Source organism: uncultured Algibacter sp., from assembly GCF_947495675.1.
Lineage (GTDB): Bacteria > Bacteroidota > Bacteroidia > Flavobacteriales > Flavobacteriaceae > Algibacter_B.
Window position 1 is genome coordinate 158,468 of the sequence record NZ_CANLZX010000001.1, and the last position, 19,197, is coordinate 177,664.

At 29.7% G+C, this 19,197-nt stretch carries 14 protein-coding genes and 1 tRNA gene; 3 read left to right on the forward strand and 12 right to left on the reverse strand.

Features of this window, described 5'->3' with window-relative positions; genetic code table 11:
* The 4 genes from Q0842_RS00645 to Q0842_RS00660 all read right to left on the reverse strand — a co-directional run bounded on the left by Q0842_RS00645 (position 1) and on the right by Q0842_RS00660 (position 2,593).
* Positions 1-456: a 6-carboxytetrahydropterin synthase gene (locus Q0842_RS00645; RefSeq protein WP_298492898.1), complete on the reverse strand. Its 456-nt coding sequence runs from the start codon at positions 454-456 to the stop codon at positions 1-3.
* Between the two features lie 107 nt (positions 457-563).
* A complete protein-coding gene (locus Q0842_RS00650) occupies positions 564-734 on the reverse strand; it encodes a hypothetical protein (RefSeq protein WP_298492901.1) in 171 nt (56 codons plus the stop codon).
* A gap of 27 nt (positions 735-761) precedes the next feature.
* Positions 762-2,096, reverse strand: coding sequence for an MATE family efflux transporter (locus tag Q0842_RS00655; protein WP_298492904.1), 1,335 nt, complete (start codon positions 2,094-2,096; stop codon positions 762-764).
* Positions 2,093-2,593, reverse strand: coding sequence for a GNAT family N-acetyltransferase (locus Q0842_RS00660; protein WP_298492908.1), 501 nt, complete (start codon positions 2,591-2,593; stop codon positions 2,093-2,095). The genes Q0842_RS00655 and Q0842_RS00660 overlap by 4 nt, the downstream gene beginning before the upstream one ends.
* A 59-nt stretch (positions 2,594-2,652) precedes the next feature.
* Between Q0842_RS00660 and Q0842_RS00665 the strand changes: the two genes are divergently transcribed.
* Together Q0842_RS00665 and Q0842_RS00670 are read left to right on the forward strand one after the other, a co-directional pair.
* Positions 2,653-3,447, forward strand: coding sequence for a universal stress protein (locus Q0842_RS00665; RefSeq protein ID WP_298492912.1), 795 nt, complete (start codon positions 2,653-2,655; stop codon positions 3,445-3,447).
* A 5-nt stretch (positions 3,448-3,452) separates the two neighbouring features.
* A tRNA-Ala gene (locus Q0842_RS00670) sits at positions 3,453-3,526 on the forward strand.
* 11 nt (positions 3,527-3,537) lie between these two features.
* Here Q0842_RS00670 and Q0842_RS00675 read toward each other — a convergent pair.
* The 6 genes from Q0842_RS00675 to Q0842_RS00700 all read right to left on the reverse strand — a co-directional run bounded on the left by Q0842_RS00675 (position 3,538) and on the right by Q0842_RS00700 (position 14,747).
* Positions 3,538-5,199, reverse strand: a complete 1,662-nt coding sequence (locus Q0842_RS00675) for a glycerol-3-phosphate dehydrogenase/oxidase (RefSeq protein WP_298492915.1) — start codon at positions 5,197-5,199, stop codon at positions 3,538-3,540.
* An 18-nt stretch (positions 5,200-5,217) separates the two neighbouring features.
* Positions 5,218-6,057: an alpha/beta fold hydrolase gene (locus Q0842_RS00680; protein WP_298492917.1), complete on the reverse strand. Its 840-nt coding sequence runs from the start codon at positions 6,055-6,057 to the stop codon at positions 5,218-5,220.
* 4 nt (positions 6,058-6,061) lie between these two features.
* Entirely contained in the window at positions 6,062-8,821 is a 2,760-nt protein-coding gene (locus tag Q0842_RS00685; protein WP_298492920.1) for a PD-(D/E)XK nuclease family protein, read from the reverse strand.
* 73 nt (positions 8,822-8,894) lie between these two features.
* Positions 8,895-10,271: an OmpA family protein gene (locus Q0842_RS00690; protein WP_298492923.1), complete on the reverse strand. Its 1,377-nt coding sequence runs from the start codon at positions 10,269-10,271 to the stop codon at positions 8,895-8,897.
* 123 nt (positions 10,272-10,394) lie between these two features.
* On the reverse strand, positions 10,395-11,588 hold the full coding sequence (gene kbl / locus Q0842_RS00695) for a glycine C-acetyltransferase (RefSeq protein WP_298492926.1): 1,194 nt from the start codon (positions 11,586-11,588) through the stop codon (positions 10,395-10,397).
* A 21-nt stretch (positions 11,589-11,609) separates the two neighbouring features.
* Entirely contained in the window at positions 11,610-14,747 is a 3,138-nt protein-coding gene (locus Q0842_RS00700) for an exodeoxyribonuclease V subunit beta (RefSeq protein WP_298492929.1), read from the reverse strand.
* A 126-nt stretch (positions 14,748-14,873) separates the two neighbouring features.
* Between Q0842_RS00700 and Q0842_RS00705 the strand changes: the two genes are divergently transcribed.
* Entirely contained in the window at positions 14,874-15,482 is a 609-nt protein-coding gene (locus Q0842_RS00705) for a superoxide dismutase (protein WP_298492932.1), read from the forward strand.
* A gap of 679 nt (positions 15,483-16,161) precedes the next feature.
* Here the strand turns inward: Q0842_RS00705 and Q0842_RS00710 are convergent.
* Together Q0842_RS00710 and Q0842_RS00715 are read right to left on the reverse strand one after the other, a co-directional pair.
* A complete protein-coding gene (locus tag Q0842_RS00710) occupies positions 16,162-18,060 on the reverse strand; it encodes an amidophosphoribosyltransferase (RefSeq protein ID WP_298493536.1) in 1,899 nt (632 codons plus the stop codon).
* 131 nt (positions 18,061-18,191) lie between these two features.
* The gene (locus Q0842_RS00715) at positions 18,192-19,118 is read right to left on the reverse strand and encodes a PfkB family carbohydrate kinase (RefSeq protein ID WP_298492934.1); all 927 of its coding nucleotides are present in this window, start codon (positions 19,116-19,118) and stop codon (positions 18,192-18,194) included.
* Positions 19,119-19,197 lie beyond the last annotated feature (79 nt).

Sequence of the window (19,197 nt, forward strand, 5' to 3'; positions counted from 1 at the left end):
TTAATTATTATCGTCTGCATACCACTCTGCAAACGAGCTATCGGTTTCTTGAAGTTTTAAAGAGTGTAATTTGATATGTTTTGGTAACCTTTTGGTTATTTTTTCTGAAAAGTCTATAACCATCATCTCACTCGTTGGCTGATAATTTACTAGTAAAACATTATGTCCGCGATCCTGTAACTCTTTAGCTAACTCTACGTGTGGAGTATTTTTGTTAAAAACGGTTGCGTGATCAAATACGTTTACAATCTCTTCTTTCACAATTTTCTTAAGGTCGCCAAAGTCTATAACCATCCCAAACTTAACGTTGGTGTTGTCTGTAATAGGCTTCCCTATAACGGTAACTGATAGTTTGTAACTGTGACCATGTACGTTTTTACATTTTCCGTCGTAGCCATATAGTGCGTGACCGGTTTCAAAAGAGAATTGTTTGGTGATGCGAATGTTGTTTCCCATTATCTTCTTTTTCTTTTATTTACAAAGTAAACAATGATTAAAACTAAACCTAGTATTAGAAACAACCCGTTGCCGCTAAGAAATGACATGATATCCATAATGCTTTTTTATTGATTTCTTTTTTTATTATACCTAAACATTAAATAGGCAAGTACAACAAGAATTACAAAGGGTAGCATTGAGCCAATAAATACTCCGATTTCATAATTTTTATCGGGTGCATTTTTAATTTTCTCTTCAATATTTACCTGCTGAAGTAAAGCAATAAATAGTTTCATAACTGTTTGTTGTACAATGTTGCAAAGTTAATTGTTTTGAGCAAGTGGCATAAATATTTTTCTGAATTTTATAATAAGTGGTATACCTCGAGCAATAATCCAAAATGTAATAGCAATAAATATGGCGTGGAGTTTATAACCTAAACTATCTAACCAAAAAAGTATAGGAATAAAAATAATAAAGGTTGAAAATAAAAGGACATTTCGTAAATATTTCATTTTACCTAGACCCTTAAATATTCCGTCGAAAATGAAGGCTAAAGTACAAAGTGGTTGCATTAGGAGTACAATCCAGAAAACATTATAAAAGGCTTCTAAAACCTCGGGTTCTTTAGTAAATATGCCCCCAATAGGGTAATAAAATATTGCACCAAGTAGGCCTAATAAGGCACCTATTATAAGTCCGTATTTTATTAGTTTATTACTTAGTATCATTAAAGATGAATAGGCTTTTGCTCCATATAATTTACCAGATAAAATGTTTCCAGCACTTGCGTAACCATCAACAATAAAAGCGCCCAAAAACCACAAATTTATAGCAATGGTGTATGCGGCAATATAATGAGCACCATAACTTGTAGCAAATGCGCTAGCATAATATAACGTTACATTTAAAGCTATAGTTCTTATAAATAAGTTAAGTATCATTAAAGCAAAACGTTTTATTTCTGGATTAAAAGGAAAGCTAGGTTTTAAAGGGATATTTGTTTTTTTGATAAGAAAATATGCCGAAAACGCAGCCATTAAAATTTGTGCTATGACACTTGCATATGCAGCACCTTTAATCCCCATTGGGTTAACATAACCATTAATACCATAAACAAAAATAAAGTCTAGAATAATATTTGTTATTGCCCCAATAATAGCAATAATCATGGGGTAGTATGTGTTTTGTAAACCACGAAACGCACCAAAAATTGCTATTGTAAATAAGGTAAAAGGAAATCCTAGAACCCTAATTTTATAATAAATAACAGAATAATCTAATATTAAATTAGAAGCGTTATAGAGTTTAAAAATTTGTTTAGCAAACGGATATGTACTGAATATAACAAGTATACTTATAGAAGTAATTATAAAAATAGCTTGTGATGGCAAGTTTTTTATTTGCTCTAATTTGTTTGCTCCAACATATTGTGATACTATAGAAGATATAGCACTTCTAGTTTGCCCCAATACCCAAATAAGCATAGACAAAAAAGTAGTAACAATACCAACCGCAGCTAAAGATTCGGTTGCGTTAATATTAATATTTCCAACAATGGCCGCATCAGTTAATGATAATATAGGTTCGGAAACACCAGAAATTAATGCTGGAATCGCCAATTTGTTTATATGTTTTAAACTAATGTTTATATTCACAGTATTAGCTCATAACAGTAAAAAGAATGTTTACTTTGTTTTGGAAAATAGATCTCGCCAAGTTTATTGTACCCCCTAAGTTTATAAAATTTTTGATTTCTTTTATTTTGCGAAAAAGTATATAATCTTACAGATTTAAAACTATTTTCTTTTGCATAGGCTTCTGCAAAACTCATTAATTGTTTGGCAAAACCTTTTCTTTGATAATTAGGATGAATGGCCAAACGGTGAATATATAAATTATTTTTGTTTGGTGTTAACCAAGAGACAGGGTTGTATTCTGGATCCATAAAAGTAGAAACTGTAATACAACCAATTATTTTGTCTTCAATATCTAAAACATAGCATTCTTCCTTTTCTATATCTTTTTTAAAAGCGGCCTTATTGGGGTAAAATTCATTCCATTGAAAAATATTTTTAGCAACCATATGTGCAGCACATGCATTTGTTATTTTAATAATGCTATTTATATCATCATATGTTCCTTTTCGAATCATTTAAATGTTTTACTTTTGCTTCAAATTTATTGTAAATTTAGTTTCTAAACTTATTTGTTATGAAGAATATTTTAGTTCCTGTTGGATCGTCTAAAAATGCATTGAGTCACTTACAATATGCCGTAGATTTTGCTGAAGCTTTTGGTGCAAAACTTTTTGTGGTGCAAGTGTATAATGTTTATACAAAAGCTGGTACTATGTTAAAAGTAGAGCCAATAATTGAAAGAGAGAGTAAAGCTTTTTTAGATGATTTGGTTTCAAAAATTGACACAAAGCATGTTGAAGTTATTGTAAAAACTTTAAAAGGTAAATTAATTGATACATTGGAATTGGCATGTAAAGTAGCAAACATCGATTTAGTTTTAATTGAACCAAGAACAAATTCTATAAAGGATGAGGTATATTTAGGTAAAACATCGGGTAAAATTATTAAGCAAATGGATGTTCCTGCGCTTATTATTCCTGAAGGTTATAAATTTTCTGCACCTTCTAATATTTTAATGGCAATTAAATCGGCTGTTATTAAAAAGGATAAGGTCTTAACGCCACTTAAGTCTTTATTAGATAATTTTAAAGCTACTGCCGACTTATTATTAGTAAAAACACCGTTTCATAAACAAGGAGATTTAGATGTAAATGATGAATTAAAATCTATAGTGAACAAAATTACAAAAACGGAAAATGCTACGACTTTTCAAGGTGTTTTGTTGCATTTTGAATCCTATAAACCAGACATGCTATGTGTGGTAAGACGTAAACGTGGTTTCTTTGCCAAGAAATGGGAAAAGAACACCATTCTTAAAAAAGATTTTCATAGTAAAATACCGGTTTTAGTTTTAAGCGGTTTGAAGTAGTAAATGGGGATGTAGCTCAGTTGGCTAGAGCGCTTGACTGGCAGTCAAGAGGTCGTGGGTTCGAATCCCATCTTCTCCACAGAAAAGAATTTAAAATTCTTCATCATAATAAGTAGTAGCGTCTTCTAGAATTTCTTCTAGTTTTAATGTTTCGTTTTTAATTCTATTCTTATCCCAATCTAAATAGTAAACAAAATCATTTAAAATTAAAGACGCATTCTTTTTAATACTTAAAATATTAAAATATAACCTACCTGTTCGTCTTACAAAAAAATCGGTTAAACTATTTGTCATTTCATAATTTATGCAATACCAAAGTTCAGCTCTAATTAAACGCTCAGAAATATCGGTATTTTTAAAGTTATCCATTTTATCTATTATAATGTCTGCCTGTTTTCCATAGTTAGAACATAAATACCATGAATAATAAGCGTTTTCATTACCAAAATTAGATAATTTATTTTCAAGATATTTTTGGTAAGCGCTTACCTCTAATACAGATTTAAGAGGTGGTTTAACCAAAATTATTTTATCTGTGTAAGATTTTTTTAATTGCTCTTTGCGTTTATTAGGAATGGCTTTTAAAACCGTTTCTAAAACACGTTGTGCCATTTTTCTGTAACCAGTTAGTTTTCCACCAGCAATTGAAATAAGGCCACTTTTAGATATAAAAATTTCGTCTTTTCTAGACAATTCAGAAGGGTCTTTATCAGCTTCATGAATTAGTGGTCTAAGACCAGCCCAATTAGATTCTATATCGTTTAAGATTAAGTTAACTTTAAACATGTTATTAACTGCTTTTAGCAAATAATTAGCATCTTTTTTAGTTGTTACAACTCGATCTAAATTTCCAGAATAATTAGTATCTGTGGTACCAATATAAGTTACACGACCTCTTGGTATGGCAAAAATCATTCTGTCATCTGTATTATCAAAATAAACAGATTGTTTAATAGGTAGTTTATTGAAAGGTAATACAATATGAACACCTTTTGTAAGGTGTAAATATTTATTGTTTATTGAAGCATCTTTTTTACGTAATGTGTCAACCCAAGGGCCTGCTGCCGAAACATAATGATGTGCTTTAATTGTTAGTTTATTATTTGAATTATGGTCTAGGCAATCAAGGCTTTCTATTTTAGAATTTTTATCATAATTAAACGATTGCATTTCACAATAATTAATTATGGTTGCACCAAAGGAAGTTGCCTTTTTTAAAATCTCAATAGTAAGTCGTGCATCATCTGTTCTGTATTCAGCATAAAAACCACCACCTAAAACTTTATTTTTGTTTAATAAAGGCTCTTTTAATATTGTCTCATTTTTATCAAGCATGATGCGTTTATCATCACCATCAACATCAGCTAAATAGTCATAAACTTTTAGGCCTATTGCAGTCATTATTTTGCCATATGTTCCCCCTTCAATTAAGGGTAATAACATTTTCTCTGGAACAACTAAATGTGGTGCTAATTTATGAACAATAGCTCGCTCTGTTCCAGATTCCCTTACCAACCCAATTTCAAATTGTTTTAGATAGCGTAAACCTCCATGAATTAACTTGGTTGATTTGTTGCTGGTTCCTGATGCAAAATCATTTTTCTCAATAAGACAGACATTCAAACCACGAGATGCAGCATCAAGGGCTATTCCTGCTCCAGTAACACCGCCACCAATAATTGCTAAATCAAATGTATTGGTAGCTACTGTTTTTAGCTGATTTCCTCTGTTTAAAATTGAAAAATTTATCACACGCTTATTTTCTACAAATTAGTTTAAAAAATTGATTATTTTATCTGTAGTGTCTTTTAAGTTTTTAGGTAATTCTTTTTTGTTCCATGGATGTGAGGCTTCAAAAACGTGATTAGCATTTTCTATGATTAATATTTCACTATTTGAATTCCATTTATGAAGCTCGTAAGCCTCGTCAATTAATACACTTGTATCTCCACTTCCATGTATTATTAAATACGGTATTTTTAAATTTGAAACAGCTCTTTTTATTGTAAGTCTTTTTTTATTTGAAATAAAGTCTTCATAAAACTGATAATAATGGGGCATTTGTTGTTTTGTACGCCCATTTAAAACAAATTTCACACCATCTTTTTTCCATTGTTCTAAGTTGCCAATTGTAGCTGTTCTTTTCTCAAAACAAGAAACACCAGCAAGACTTACAACTTTTTTTATACGATTTTCTTCTTCTGCTTTTATAGTTATAATACCTCCAGCTCTACTATGTCCAATTAGGTTAATATTATTAGTATTCGCTTCTTTTTTATAATCATTAATTGTACTAATCCAATCAATAATAGTTTCTAAATCATCTAATTCTTTTGTGTAATTGTTGTTTCCAAAGGCTTCTAAATCATTAAAATCTATGGGTTGTTCAACCGTTCCTCCATTATGAGAGAAATTAAATTTTATAAAAAAGAATCCAGCATTAGCAAATGCCTTTGCCATTAAATCCCATGCTCCCCAGTCTTTAAAACCCTTATAGCCATGACAAAATATAATAATTGGTTTTAATGTATTTTTCTCATTAAAAAAAACATCTGTAATAATTGGTTTTGTATGTTTACCTGGAACGATTATATTTTTTGTGATAGTCATAGTATTAAATTTCTTTTTCAATAAAATCTATTTGAGGATTACAAATTTCAATTATTAATTTTTTTAATTCAATTTCAAAAGCATCTAAAGTATCATTAGTAATTAGTGAATCTTTTTTTGCATAGCTGCCAGATTTGTCTTTTTTTGCGAATTTCAAAAAGCCTTCTTTCAAATTTTTAAAAGAAATAATACCAGCTTCTACTGGTAATTGAATCTTTTTTTCTTTGTACATCATAAAAGCATAAGTTAAAATTTGAAAACTTTTGCTGTATTTTTTATAATCGGTAGTAATGTCTTCCCAATTAACAATTTCCACTTCATTTTGCTGTACTTTGCCTGTTTTATAATCTATAATTCTAGTTACTCCATTACATTCATCAACGCGATCAACTTTACCAGTAATTTTAACGGGGAATTTTAATTCTGGAATTTTAATTTCAAAATTATTATTAGTTTCAATAGCAATTATTTTTATTTTATCTCCAGCTTTTAAAGCTTTTATTTCTAAGTCTAAAAAATTTGATACAAAGCGTTTTGCTATTTCAAAAATAATTAAATTTTTTCCTGTTGTAATATCACCTTCTTTATATTCATTTTTAAAATGTTGTGTAACCTTTTGTTCTATATTAGATTTTAAATTTTCAACATTATTAATAGTTAAAAAGCTATTAACAAATGGCTTATAAAAGTCTTCTAGTGTGTTGTGCACAACAGTACCAAGTGTATTTGCTGCTACTGTTTCTTCAACATCGTCGTGGTCCTTAATTTTTAAAATTTTCTGATAATAAAAATCAATAGGATTTCTAATATAGCTAGTTAAAGATGAAGGTGAAAACCCATTACTGGCCAACTTAATTATTTGTTTTTCTAATTCATTTGTTTTTTTTACAACATTTAAATTTGTTTGAATGATTGGAACTTGAGGTGTAATAATTTGATGATTAATGTTATGAATTCCCTCTATTTCTAGTTGCGTAATAAATCGACTTTTTTCTCCTCCGGTTAAAACATCAGCTTCAGTATTATATACTATATAAATGTTTTTTGCGCGTTGTAAAAGCCTATAAAAGTGATATGTATAAACAGCGTCTTTTTCCTTATAAGTTGGTAAGTTGTTTTCTAACTTTACATCAAAAGGTATAAAAGAATTGTTACTTTTGCCTGCAGGTAAAATACCTTCATTAACTGATGAAATAATGACTGTTTCAAAATCAAGAACACGTGATTCTAACATACCCATAACTTGTAACCCTTGAAGAGGCTCTCCTTGAAAATCTAATGATTCAATGCTTAAAAGCTCTTTGTAAATACTGTATAAGGTTGAAATATCTTTTATGTGTGTGTGTTCTATATTTAGTCTTGATAGTTCATTAAATAGTTCATTAAAACGAAATACATATTCTAAAGATAATAAGTTTGATGCTTTATTCTTGTCTAAAGCAGCCTTAATAGTTAATATTAAACTTAAGCAATTTTCTAAGGACTTATTTATTGAGTTTCCCCAATTTGAGAATAATATTTCTAGAATAGATTTTGCTTTTTCTGCTATTTCAATTAATCGATTAGTATTTATAAAAACAAGATTATTTTCGTCAATGGTCTTAATGATTTTTGAGGCGTAATCTATGCCTTCAATAGATAATAATGGTCTAATAAATTGATGCGAAATAATGTTGATGATATCTTTATAGTAAAATGAATTTGAATTTGTTTTATGTAAATTAAATAACGCATCGAATAATGAAGCTAACGGAATTGACTTTAAAGGAAACCCCATTGTAATATTTAATGCTTGGATTGAAGTAGGGATGGAATTAAGAACTGGGATTAATAAATTTTCATCTCCTAAAATAACAGCAGTATTATTCAATGAATTATTATTTTCTTGTAAATCATTTAAAAGAGAACCAATATATTTTGCTTGACCAATGTTTTTAGGAATACCAAAGGTTGATATGTTTTTGTTTTTTGAATAATTTTCGGTTATCCAATTAAATGGTTTTTCTTTAAAGTAGTCCCATTTTTTTAAATGGTGCCTTGTAAATAATGCAGCATCATGTTTTATGTTATTCATAAATATCTTGTCGATATCCCAGTATATTTCTGCTAAATTATTTTGAAGTAATTTTTGAATGATGGTTTCTTCTGAAGTGTTTAAAGCATTAAATCCCACAAAAACATGTTTTTTATTTGTGTTGTTTTTGATATAGGTTTCTAAATTTTTAACAGCTTCCCTATAAACAAGACCTTGATATCCTATGTTTTTATTTAATAGGTGATCTGTAAAATGTGTGTAATAGCTGTATAATTTATTCCAGAAAGAAAGGTAGTTTTTAACAAAATCGGTCTTCTTTTTTTCAAGCGACCAATGTTTTAAATCTTGTATAGCACTTAAATAATTGAAAATCTTTTCTTGAGGAATCAAATAACGATCAATCTCGTTAAAATCTTGAATTAAGATTTGTGCCCACTTTGTAAAAGACTCAAAAGACTCTAAATTTTCTTTTTTTGTTAATTGTGTATATGTGGTATAAAATTCAAAAATAAGCTCTGTGTTGGATATATATTTAAGTTCAGATAAGTCTTCAACAAACTCTTCAATACTTAATATATGTGGAGCAAATATTGTTTGATTAACAATACCTGATAGTTGATGTTTTAAAAAAAGACCAGCTCTTTTGCTCGGTAATACAAAGGTTAAATCAGATAGGTTTTGATTGTTTTTTTGTAAGTCATTTAAAACATCGTGAATAAAAGTAGTCATTGTATAAAAATAAAAAACGCTTCGGAATAACCGAAGCGTTTTTCAAAACTTATTATTTTAAAATTAAGTTAGCTTATTTTGCTAAGTTAATTTCTACACGTCTGTTGTTAGCTCTACCAGCTCTAGTTTTGTTAGAATCAATTGGTCTAGATTCTCCATATCCAAGAGCAGATAATCTGAAAGCATCGATACCATTTTGAACTAAGTATTCTTTTACAGAATTAGCTCTAGAATCAGATAATCTTTGGTTTAATTTATCGCTACCTACACTATCAGTATGACCTTCAACTGTAAATTTAGCAGTAGGGTATTCTTTAAGAATTCCGATAATATCACCTAATACAGCAGCAGATTGTGCTTTAATTGTTGCTTTACCAGTATCAAATAAGATTGTTTTAGCATACTCATTAAGAGTTGCTTGAACAGCTTGAGTTACTTCAGGACAACCATTGTTAGCAACAGTACCTTTAACATCTGGACATTTGTCATCTTTGTCTAATACACCGTCACCGTCTTTATCAGCCCAAGGACAACCTTTGTTTGCAGAAGGACCTGCTTCATTAGGACAAGCATCATCAGCATCAGTTACACCATCACCATCAGCATCAGGACAACCGTTTAAAGCTTTTAAACCAGCAACTGTAGGACAGTTATCTTTGTTATCAGCAATACCATCACCATCACTATCAGGACAACCGTTAAGTTCAGCTAAACCAGCTTCATTAGGACAATCATCTTTACTATCTTCAATTCCGTCACCATCAGTATCTGGACAACCATTGAAAGCTTCTAAACCAGCAACGTCTGGACAAGCATCATCTTTGTCATATATTCCGTCACCATCAGTATCAGTTCCACCAAACTTGATAGAAATACCAGCTGAATGTTGGAAATGAGAACTTAAGTAATCTTCAAATGCATGTTTGTAAGATGTTTGAAGTGATAAACCAATGTTTTCACTAAACCATACATTGAAACCTAAAGTACCATTTAATGTACCAGCTCCAATTTCATCAATCCAAGTGTAACCACCACCAACTCCTACAAAAGGATCGATAGTTGTTCCTTCAAGGAAGTTATATTTAATTGTACCATCTAATCCGTAATAAGATAAATCAGCAACATTGTTAGTTACGTCAGGACCTTTACTAATATCTCCCCATTTCTCTATTTTATTTAAAGATCCAGTAATTCCAAAAGAAATACCATCACTTAAATATTTAGATACAGAAATAGTTGATAAAGAAGGTAAAATGTTCCAGTGATCAGAAGCATTAAAATATTCGTCACCGAAAGTTTCACTAAATAGCCCACCGTCTCCATTAGGGTATGCATCAACTGCGTTTACACCAATAGTAATTTGCCATGGGTTGTTTTTGTCTTGCGCATTAGCGTTGCTATAACCAAGTACAAGCAACATAGCGAACAATAATCTGCTAAGATTTTTCATATTCAAAAGTTTAATTTTTAAGTGTTAATTGTCTGCAAAAGTAAGTTGTTAAATGTTATTAACAAAGACAAATATATAAAAAAATAGCAGATATATACAGTTAGTCGATAGTTCATAATGAATTTAGATAACATTAAGAGCTTTTCCGACTTTAACAAAGGCTCTGAGAGCTTTGTCTAAATGTGATTTAGTATGTGCTGCCGAGAGTTGTACTCGTATTCTGGCTTTTTCTTTGGGAACTACAGGAAAAAAGAAGCCAATTACATAAATTCCTTCTTTTAAAAGGTGATTTGCCATGGTTTGAGATAATTTTGCGTCATATAACATAACTGGAACAATAGTAGAATCTCCATCTACAATATCAAAACCAGCAGATTTTATCCCTTTTTTGAAATAATTAGTATTCCATTCTAATGTGTCTCTTAGCTCTGTATTGTTAGTTAACATATCAAAAACCTTTATGGAAGCTCCAACAATTGCTGGGGCTAATGAATTGGAAAACAAATATGGTCTAGAGCGTTGTCGCAACATATCTATTATTTCTTTTTTACCTGTTGTATAACCACCCATAGCACCCCCTAAAGCTTTTCCTAGGGTTCCTGTAATAATATCAATACGATTCATTACCCCTTTTTCTTCAAGAGTGCCTCTGCCAGTTTTACCAATAAAACCCGCTGCATGACACTCGTCAATCATAACTAAGGCGTCATATTTATCGGCTAAATCACAAATTTTATCTAATGGAGCAACTAAACCATCCATAGAAAACACCCCATCTGTTACTATAATTTTAAATCTTGCATTGTTTTTGTTAGCAATAATTAGTTGATTTTCTAAATCAACCATATCATTATTATTGTAACGGTACCTAGCGGCTTTACACAAGCGTACACCATCTATAATAGAAGCATGGTTTAATGAATCTGAAATAATAGCATCATCTTTACCTAATAAAGGTTCAAAAACACCTCCGTTAGCATCAAAAGCTGCTGCATATAATATGGTGTCTTCTGTTTCGTAGAAATCTGATATTTTTTGCTCTAATTCTTTGTGAATATCTTGTGTACCACAAATAAATCGAACAGAGCTCATGCCAAAACCATGTGTGTCCATAGTATCTTTGGCCGCTTTAATAACTTCAGGGTGCGATGATAAACCTAAATAATTGTTGGCACAAAAATTTAAAACGGTTTCACCAGTATTTAAAGTTATTTCAGCTCCTTGTGCAGATGTAATAATACGTTCTTCTTTATAAAGTCCATTTTTTTTTATGTCTTGAAGCTGTTCTTGAAGATGATATTTCAGTTTTCCGTACATTTTGTTGCGTTTTACGCAAATTTAAATATCTTTTACTAAAATATCATCATTTACATAGACAAGAATTTTCTTTTTCACAGCTATCTTCATGTCTTCTAATACATCTTGATAGGATTGAAGTTGTTGCCAATGTTTTTTATCTTCAAAGCCTGTTTTGTAATCTATAATAGTAGCTTCATTTTTAGAGTTTATTACTATTCTATCTGGTCTTAAAATAATTCCTTCTTTTGAAATAATATCACGTTCATTATAGATTGTATAATTTGAAGTAAAATAATCTTGTAGTTTAGGGTGTTTTAAAATAGTTGAAATAGTTTCTTTAAGTGATATAGCTTGCTCTTTACTTATAGTTGATGCCTTTTGAAAATCTTTAATTACAATATCAACATCATTGCCTGTCTTTATTTTAGACATAATATTATGTATAAGGTTTCCTTTTTCTATAGCTTCTAATTGAGAGGTATCCCATAATAGGCCAGATTTTGTAACTATTTTTATATTATGATCTTCTTTAGCTGTTGAAATAAATGTTTCTTGTTGTACAGTTTCTTTTTTGTGTGGTGAGCTTAAGGAAATTCTTTTTTCGTTTCCAAAACTATAAGTTCTTGTAGAATCATTCCAAATCCCTAAATCTTTAAGATAATTAATTAATAAGCCTGAATATTTTTTAGATTTAACTTCTCCTTTTGAAGATATATCTTTTGTTGAAATGATATGTAATTGTTCAACAGCTCGTGTTAAAACAACATATAATAAATTAATATTGTCTAATTCTTGTTCAGATTTATGTTTGTTATAAATACGAAGTCCTTCATCACCAAAATTTTCAAAATCTTTATTGTAATTTAATAATGTATATGAAAAGCCATTATATTTTGTTTTATCTAAACTAAACCATTCTTTAGCCTCTACTTCTTTATAAATATCTAAATCGGCATAAGGGAAAATCACTACTGGAAATTCTAAACCTTTTGATTTATGAATAGTCATGATTTGAACAGCGTTTTGTCCTTGAGGTGAAATAATACTTAAACTATCTTTCTTTTTATCAAAATAATCTAAAAACCCTGAAATATCTGAACCTTTTTTCTGTGAAAAATCTAAAACAATATCTAAATAAAACTGAATGTATGCATTAGATTTATTTACTAATTTAAAGCTCCTAACAATCGTTTCTGCTAAGTCATAAAGCGGAAGTTGTAATAATGTGTTGCTATCAATATATATATTATAATGTGCTAAACTTTTTAATAATTTATCAATTGAAAGATTGATGTGATTTGTGAAAAATTCATGTTTATCTTCAATATTAAAAAGTATAGTTAAATAATTTAAAACCTTAATTTTAGTTTCATTATTATCTGGCTGAATAAGAAGAGATAATAAATCATTAATAAATACAACTTCAATAGAATTATTAATTAATAAAGTTTCAGACGAAATTATGGCTATGTTGTTCTTACTTAAATAATCAGCAATAGCAACACCTTCTTTTTTCTTTCTAACTAAAACACAAATATCTTCAAGACTAAAGCCGTTTTCTAAACATGTTTTTATAGATTTTAAAACAGCTTCAGGGAAAATCTCATTTCGTTCATCTTCTTTATCAATTTCTAAAAATGATAACTTTACAAAGCCTTCATTTTTATTTGTTATGTTTTGGTTTGCATTTTCAAAAAGTGTTTTATAGTCATCATTATTAAAAACCTGGTTTGATAAATACTTAAATAAACTATTATTAAAATTTACTATTTCTTTATAGCTTCTATAATTTTCTTCTAGATTTTTAACATCTTGTTCTAAATAAAATGGCACACTTTTTTTATTAAACAAGTTTATAAATTGCTCTGCTTTTCCACCTCGCCATCTATAAATAGCCTGTTTGGCATCACCTACCAACATGGTACTACCGTTTACAGCAGATAAAGAATTATCTAATAGCGGAATTAAGTTTTCCCATTGCATTACCGAAGTGTCTTGAAACTCATCAATAAAATAATGTTTAAACTTTTCACCTAATCTTTCGTAAATAAAAGGTGTTGGCTGTTCTGCAATTTCATTACTAATAATAGCATTAAATTCTGAAATTAGCATTTTGTTTTGCTCTTCTTTTAAAATTTGCAATTCATTATTTATAACCTTTAATACCGATAAAGGAGTTATGTTTTTATAAAAGGCTTTTAAAAATTTTAAATGAAATACCTGAGTTTTAATTGTTTTATATAAGACTTCAATTTCTGGTAATAAGGCATCAATAGTACTTGCTATGTCTGGTTTTGTGGTTTTTTTATAAATAGATTTTCTTTCGGTTATATTTTCTTCTAGCTTATTTTCATAAACATTAAATAATTCTAATTTTGAAATTTTTTTGAAGTGGTTAGGTAAAGTGCCTCTAGAAAAATCAGTATATTCTAATCCAGATTCGTCAATTAAGGTAAGAGTGTTTTCAGCATTTTTAATAATTTGTTTTTCTAAATCCGAAATTTCTTTTTTTAATTGTGCTTTAAGCACTTTAAAATCATTTAAAGATTTGTCTTTTAAGCTATTAATAAAAGGAATGTCGTTTTCATTTACCAATAATTTAGCAATCTTATTAAAATCAAAAGATACGTCCCAACTTTTATCATCGTCTGCTTTTTCAATAGCAAAATCGATTAAAACCTTTGTAAGTACATCGTTATTACCCGCTTTAGATATTAAACTATCTACAGCTTCATTTAAAAGGGAATCTTGGTCTAATTCAACTTCAAAATTTAATGGAAGTTTTAAGTCATATGCAAAAGTTCTTATCAATTTATGTGTAAAACCATCAATAGTTGATATATCAAAAGCTGCATAATTATGCAGTATATTATTTAATAAAAGTTTAGATTTTTGATGAAGATTAATAGGCTCCATTTGTAATTCTTCACAAATGCTTTTAAACATGGCATCTTCATCATTTAAAATGGCATCATCAGAAAAAGAAGTAAGTGTTTTAATAATTCGCTCCTTCATTTCAGCTACTGCTTTATTAGTAAAAGTAATTGCCAGTATATTTTTAAAAGGTTCTGAATGTTTTGAGGTAAATAGAATTTTTAAATATTCTTTAACAAGCGTATAGGTTTTCCCGCTTCCAGCAGAAGCATTATAAATAGTAAAAGGATGCTTTTGATGCATGAATAATGATTTGCTTACAAGATAAAAACTATCAATGGTTTGATAACAATTTATTATTTTTAAATGACCTGTTTTATATGTAAATTTGAAAGAATTTAAATATTAATAAATAAAAACTAAATAATTATGGCTTTCGAATTACCGAAATTAGGATATGCTTATGACGCCTTAGAACCTCATATTGATGCAAGAACTATGGAAATACACCATACTAAACATCATCAAGGATATACAAATAACTTAAATAACGCTATTGCAGGAACAGATTTAGAAGGAAAATCTATTGATGATATTCTTGAAAATTTAGATATGACTAATGGAGCAGTTAGAAATAATGGTGGAGGATTTTATAACCACTCTTTATTTTGGGATGTTTTAAATCCAGAAGATAGAGGTCGTTTATCTGGCGATTTAAAAGATGCTATTGAGGCTGCTTATGGCTCTAAAGAAGAATTTATCGCTGCTTTTTCTAAAGCTGCAGGAACACGTTTTGGCTCAGGTTGGGCTTGGTTATGTGTGCATAAAGGCGGTAAGGTTGAAATATGTTCAACACCAAATCAAGACAATCCATTAATGCCAGGAGTTGGTTGTGGTGGTGCTCCAATTTTAGGACTTGATGTTTGGGAACATGCATATTACTTAAATTACCAAAACCGTCGTCCAGATTACATTAAAGCATTCTTTAATGTTGTTAACTGGAATGAAGTTGAAAAACGTTACGCAGAAGCAAAGTAAAATATTCAATATTTTATATTTAAAAGCAAATCTAGAAATGGATTTGCTTTTTTTTTTGCATTACTTATTTGTTGGCTAAACACTTCATCTTTCTTAGTTAAATAGTCTAGAATATATTAAGGAAAAATAGTTAAGATTCTATTTTCAAAAAATTTAGTTTACATTAATAATTTACAATGGGATGCAATTTTTAGCCCAAATTCAATTAAAAAATATATTAATAAAACAGAAAATCAAATTAGATATAACACCTAATTTAACAGGAAAGTATTTAAAATGAAAAAGGTGAACAGATGTTCACCTTTTTGCCCCAAATCTACCATAAACTTAACCTACTTATGTTATGGTGGTTCAAATATATGGTAGCTATATTGTTTGCTAAAATATTTTAGTTAAACGGCGCAAATATTGGCTTAAAAGAGTTTGTGTTAATTAATTAGATTAAATATTATTATTGAATAATCTAGATAAAAAAGAAAACTTATGTGCATAAAAAAAGGCGAACAGATGTTCACCTTTTTTTGCCCCAAATCTACCATGAACTTAACCTACTTATGTTATGGTGATACCAATTTATGTGTAATTTAAATATTTTGACTATTTTTTAGATGAACTGCTATTTTTTAGGGTGAAATGCATTATTTGCGGTTTCTCCACATGAAATTTAACAATTTGATAATTAATAGGCGCGTTCTTTATTGCCTTCATAAAAATTAATAAATGCTCTATTTACAACTCGATTTCCTCCAACTGTTGGGTAATTGCCAGTAAAATACCAATCACCTAAGTGTTCAGGGCAAGCCTTATGTAAATTTTCAACTGGCTGAAAAATAATTTTCACTTCTGCTTTTACTGTTTTATCACTCAATAATTCAGAAATTTTATTAGATATTTCCTCAGCAGAAAATGGATCATAAATTTCTTTTACAAAGTTTTGTACATGTTTATCATCAAGATCAGCTTGTTTGATACATTTATTATAAACGTCTTTAACAATATGGTATTTATTGGTGTCTTTCAATAGTTCCAAAGCTGCCCTAAATGCCACCAAACTTTCAAGATTAGCCATATCTATACCATAGCAATCTGGATATCGTATTTGTGGAGCCGAAGAAACAACTATTATTTTTTTAGGATTTAATCGGTCTAGCATTTTTAAAATACTCATTTTTAGTGTAGTACCCCTTACTATACTATCGTCTATAATAACCAAATTGTCGTTTGGTTTTATTACGCCGTATGTAACATCGTAAACGTGCGCAACTAAATCATCTCTACTACTATCTTCTGTAATAAACGTTCTAAGTTTAACATCTTTAATAGCTATTTTTTCAACACGTGCTCTTTCAGATAAAATTTCAGTAACCTTAGCTGCCGATAAAGATCGTTGTCCATTTAATATAGCTGCTGTTTTTGTTTTATTTATATAAGCTTCAGCTGTTTCAATCATTCCAAAAAACGAAGTTTCGGCAGTATTTGGAATGTATGAAAATACCGTGTTTTTTGTATCATTATTAATGGCTTCAAGTACTTTAGGCATTAATAGTTTTCCTAGCATTTTTCTTTCTTGATAAATTTCGGCATCACTACCGCGAGAAAAATATATACGTTCAAAAGAACAAGATTTTCTTTCTAGTGGTTCTAGAATTTTTTTGATATTAACTTGACCAGATTTTTTTGTAATAATAGCGTGCCCAGGTTCAAGTTCTTTTACATCTTTAAAATCGACATTAAAAACTGTTTGAATTACAGGACGTTCTGACGCAACAACAACTATTTCATCGTCTTGATAATAATATGCTGGACGAATACCTGCAGGGTCTCTTAATACAAAAGAATCTCCATGACCAATAAGGCCTGCCATAGCATAGCCGCCATCCCAGTTTTTTGCAGCACGTCGTAATATTTTACCAACTTTTAATCGTTCAGCTATTTGGGGCGAGGCGTCTTTTTTATTGTAGCCTTCTTTTTTTAAGTCTTTGTATATTTTGCTTACAGCATCATCTAAAAAATGACCAATTTTTTCCATAATTGTTATGGTATCGGTATATTCTTTAGGATGTTGGCCTAATTCTATAAGGTTGCTAAAAAGTTCTTTAACATTTGTCATGTTAAAATTTCCAGCCATTATTAGATTTCTGTGCATCCAGTTATTTTGCCTTAAAAATGGATGAACACTTTCTACGCTGTTTTTTCCAAAAGTTCCGTAACGTACATGACCTAATAATACTTCACCTATATAAGGTATATTTTTTTTCTGTGCAGCTACATCTTCTTTATATTCTGGGTGTGCATCAAATTCGTTATTAATACGATTGTTTATTTGGGCAAAAATATCTTGAATAGGTTGTTGTGCTACTGATCGTACTCTGCTTATATAACGTTCTCCTGGTTTTGTATTTAATTTAATACTTGCAAAACCAGCACCATCTTGACCTCGATTGTGCTGTTTTTCCATCATTAAATACATTTTATTTACACCGTAAAATGCGCTACCATATTTTTCTTTATAAAACTCTAGTGGTTTTAAAAGCCTAATCATCGCTATTCCACATTCATGTTTTAAGGCATCACTCATAGTTTGTAAATGTTTTCGCTTTAATCTTAAATTCACATTAAATTATACTGTTTTTGTGAATCTTTTGATTTTGCGGATAAAAAATTAATATATAATAAAAAACGCACTCTAAATTAGTAGAGCGCGTTGGTTTATGTTAATTCTATTTCAAATTGTGTTAGTTGCTTAAACTGCATCAGTCGTTTATGGACTTCATTATTTGTTAAATTAAGCATGCGCTCAGTCCCAAATTTTTCAACACAAAACGAAGCTAAAGTAGAACCGTAAATAACAGCATTTTTCATATTTTCAAAAGATACATCGCCTGTTTTAGCAATATAACCAGCAAATCCTCCAGCAAAAGTATCACCAGCTCCAGTAGGGTCAAATACTTCTTCCAAAGGTAAGGCAGGTGCATAAAACACATGTTCGTTATAAAATAATAAGGCACCGTGTTCGCCTTTTTTAATAACTACATATTTTGGTCCCATTTCATGAATTTTTCTGGCAGCAACTACTAAAGAATATTCTCCTGTTAGTTGTCTAGCTTCTTCGTCATTTATGGTAATAACATCTATGCGTTTTATAACATTTAATAAATCATCTAATGCACAATCCATCCAAAAATTCATAGTATCTAAGATTACTAATTTTGGTTTAGTAGTCATTTGATCTAAAACACTAGATTGAACTAGTGGATGTAAATTTCCTAACATTACAATTTCGGAATCTTTGTAATTCTCTGGTACCAAAGGATTAAAATCAGCAAGTGTATTTAATTCCGTCACTAAAGTATCACGAGAGTTCATATCGTTATGATATTTTCCGCTCCAAAAGAAAGTTTTTCCTTCTTTTACAATTTCAATACCTGAAATATCGATGTTTTTATCTGATAATAAGTCTAAATAATCTTGAGGAAAATCGCCGCCAACAATAGAGACTGCAGCAGCATCAACATTAAAATGCGATGCAGAAAGGCCTATATATGTTGCAGCACCACCAAGAATTTTATCGGTTTTACCGAAAGGTGTTTCAATAGCATCAAAAGCTACAGTACCTACAATTACTAATTTACTCATATAATGAGGTATGAAATTAAGGTGCAAATATAAGTCTTTTTATAGATTACAACGACTATATTTTTTTCAATAAATAGCG

Excerpts from the sequence above, each read along its gene's own strand:
- Q0842_RS00645 (WP_298492898.1), bottom strand. The coding sequence starts at position 456 with ATGGGAAACAACATTCGCATCACCAAACAATTCTCTTTTGAAACCGGT.
- Q0842_RS00650 (WP_298492901.1), bottom strand. The coding sequence starts at position 734 with ATGAAACTATTTATTGCTTTACTTCAGCAGGTAAATATTGAAGAGAAA.
- Q0842_RS00660 (WP_298492908.1), bottom strand. The coding sequence starts at position 2,593 with ATGATTCGAAAAGGAACATATGATGATATAAATAGCATTATTAAAATA.
- Q0842_RS00665 (WP_298492912.1), top strand. The coding sequence starts at position 2,653 with ATGAAGAATATTTTAGTTCCTGTTGGATCGTCTAAAAATGCATTGAGT.
- Q0842_RS00680 (WP_298492917.1), bottom strand. The coding sequence starts at position 6,057 with ATGACTATCACAAAAAATATAATCGTTCCAGGTAAACATACAAAACCA.
- Q0842_RS00685 (WP_298492920.1), bottom strand. The coding sequence starts at position 8,821 with ATGACTACTTTTATTCACGATGTTTTAAATGACTTACAAAAAAACAAT.
- Q0842_RS00690 (WP_298492923.1), bottom strand. The coding sequence starts at position 10,271 with ATGAAAAATCTTAGCAGATTATTGTTCGCTATGTTGCTTGTACTTGGT.
- kbl (WP_298492926.1), bottom strand. The coding sequence starts at position 11,588 with ATGTACGGAAAACTGAAATATCATCTTCAAGAACAGCTTCAAGACATA.
- Q0842_RS00700 (WP_298492929.1), bottom strand. The coding sequence starts at position 14,747 with ATGCATCAAAAGCATCCTTTTACTATTTATAATGCTTCTGCTGGAAGC.
- Q0842_RS00705 (WP_298492932.1), top strand. The coding sequence starts at position 14,874 with ATGGCTTTCGAATTACCGAAATTAGGATATGCTTATGACGCCTTAGAA.
- Q0842_RS00710 (WP_298493536.1), bottom strand. The coding sequence starts at position 18,060 with ATGAGTGATGCCTTAAAACATGAATGTGGAATAGCGATGATTAGGCTT.
- Q0842_RS00715 (WP_298492934.1), bottom strand. The coding sequence starts at position 19,118 with ATGAGTAAATTAGTAATTGTAGGTACTGTAGCTTTTGATGCTATTGAA.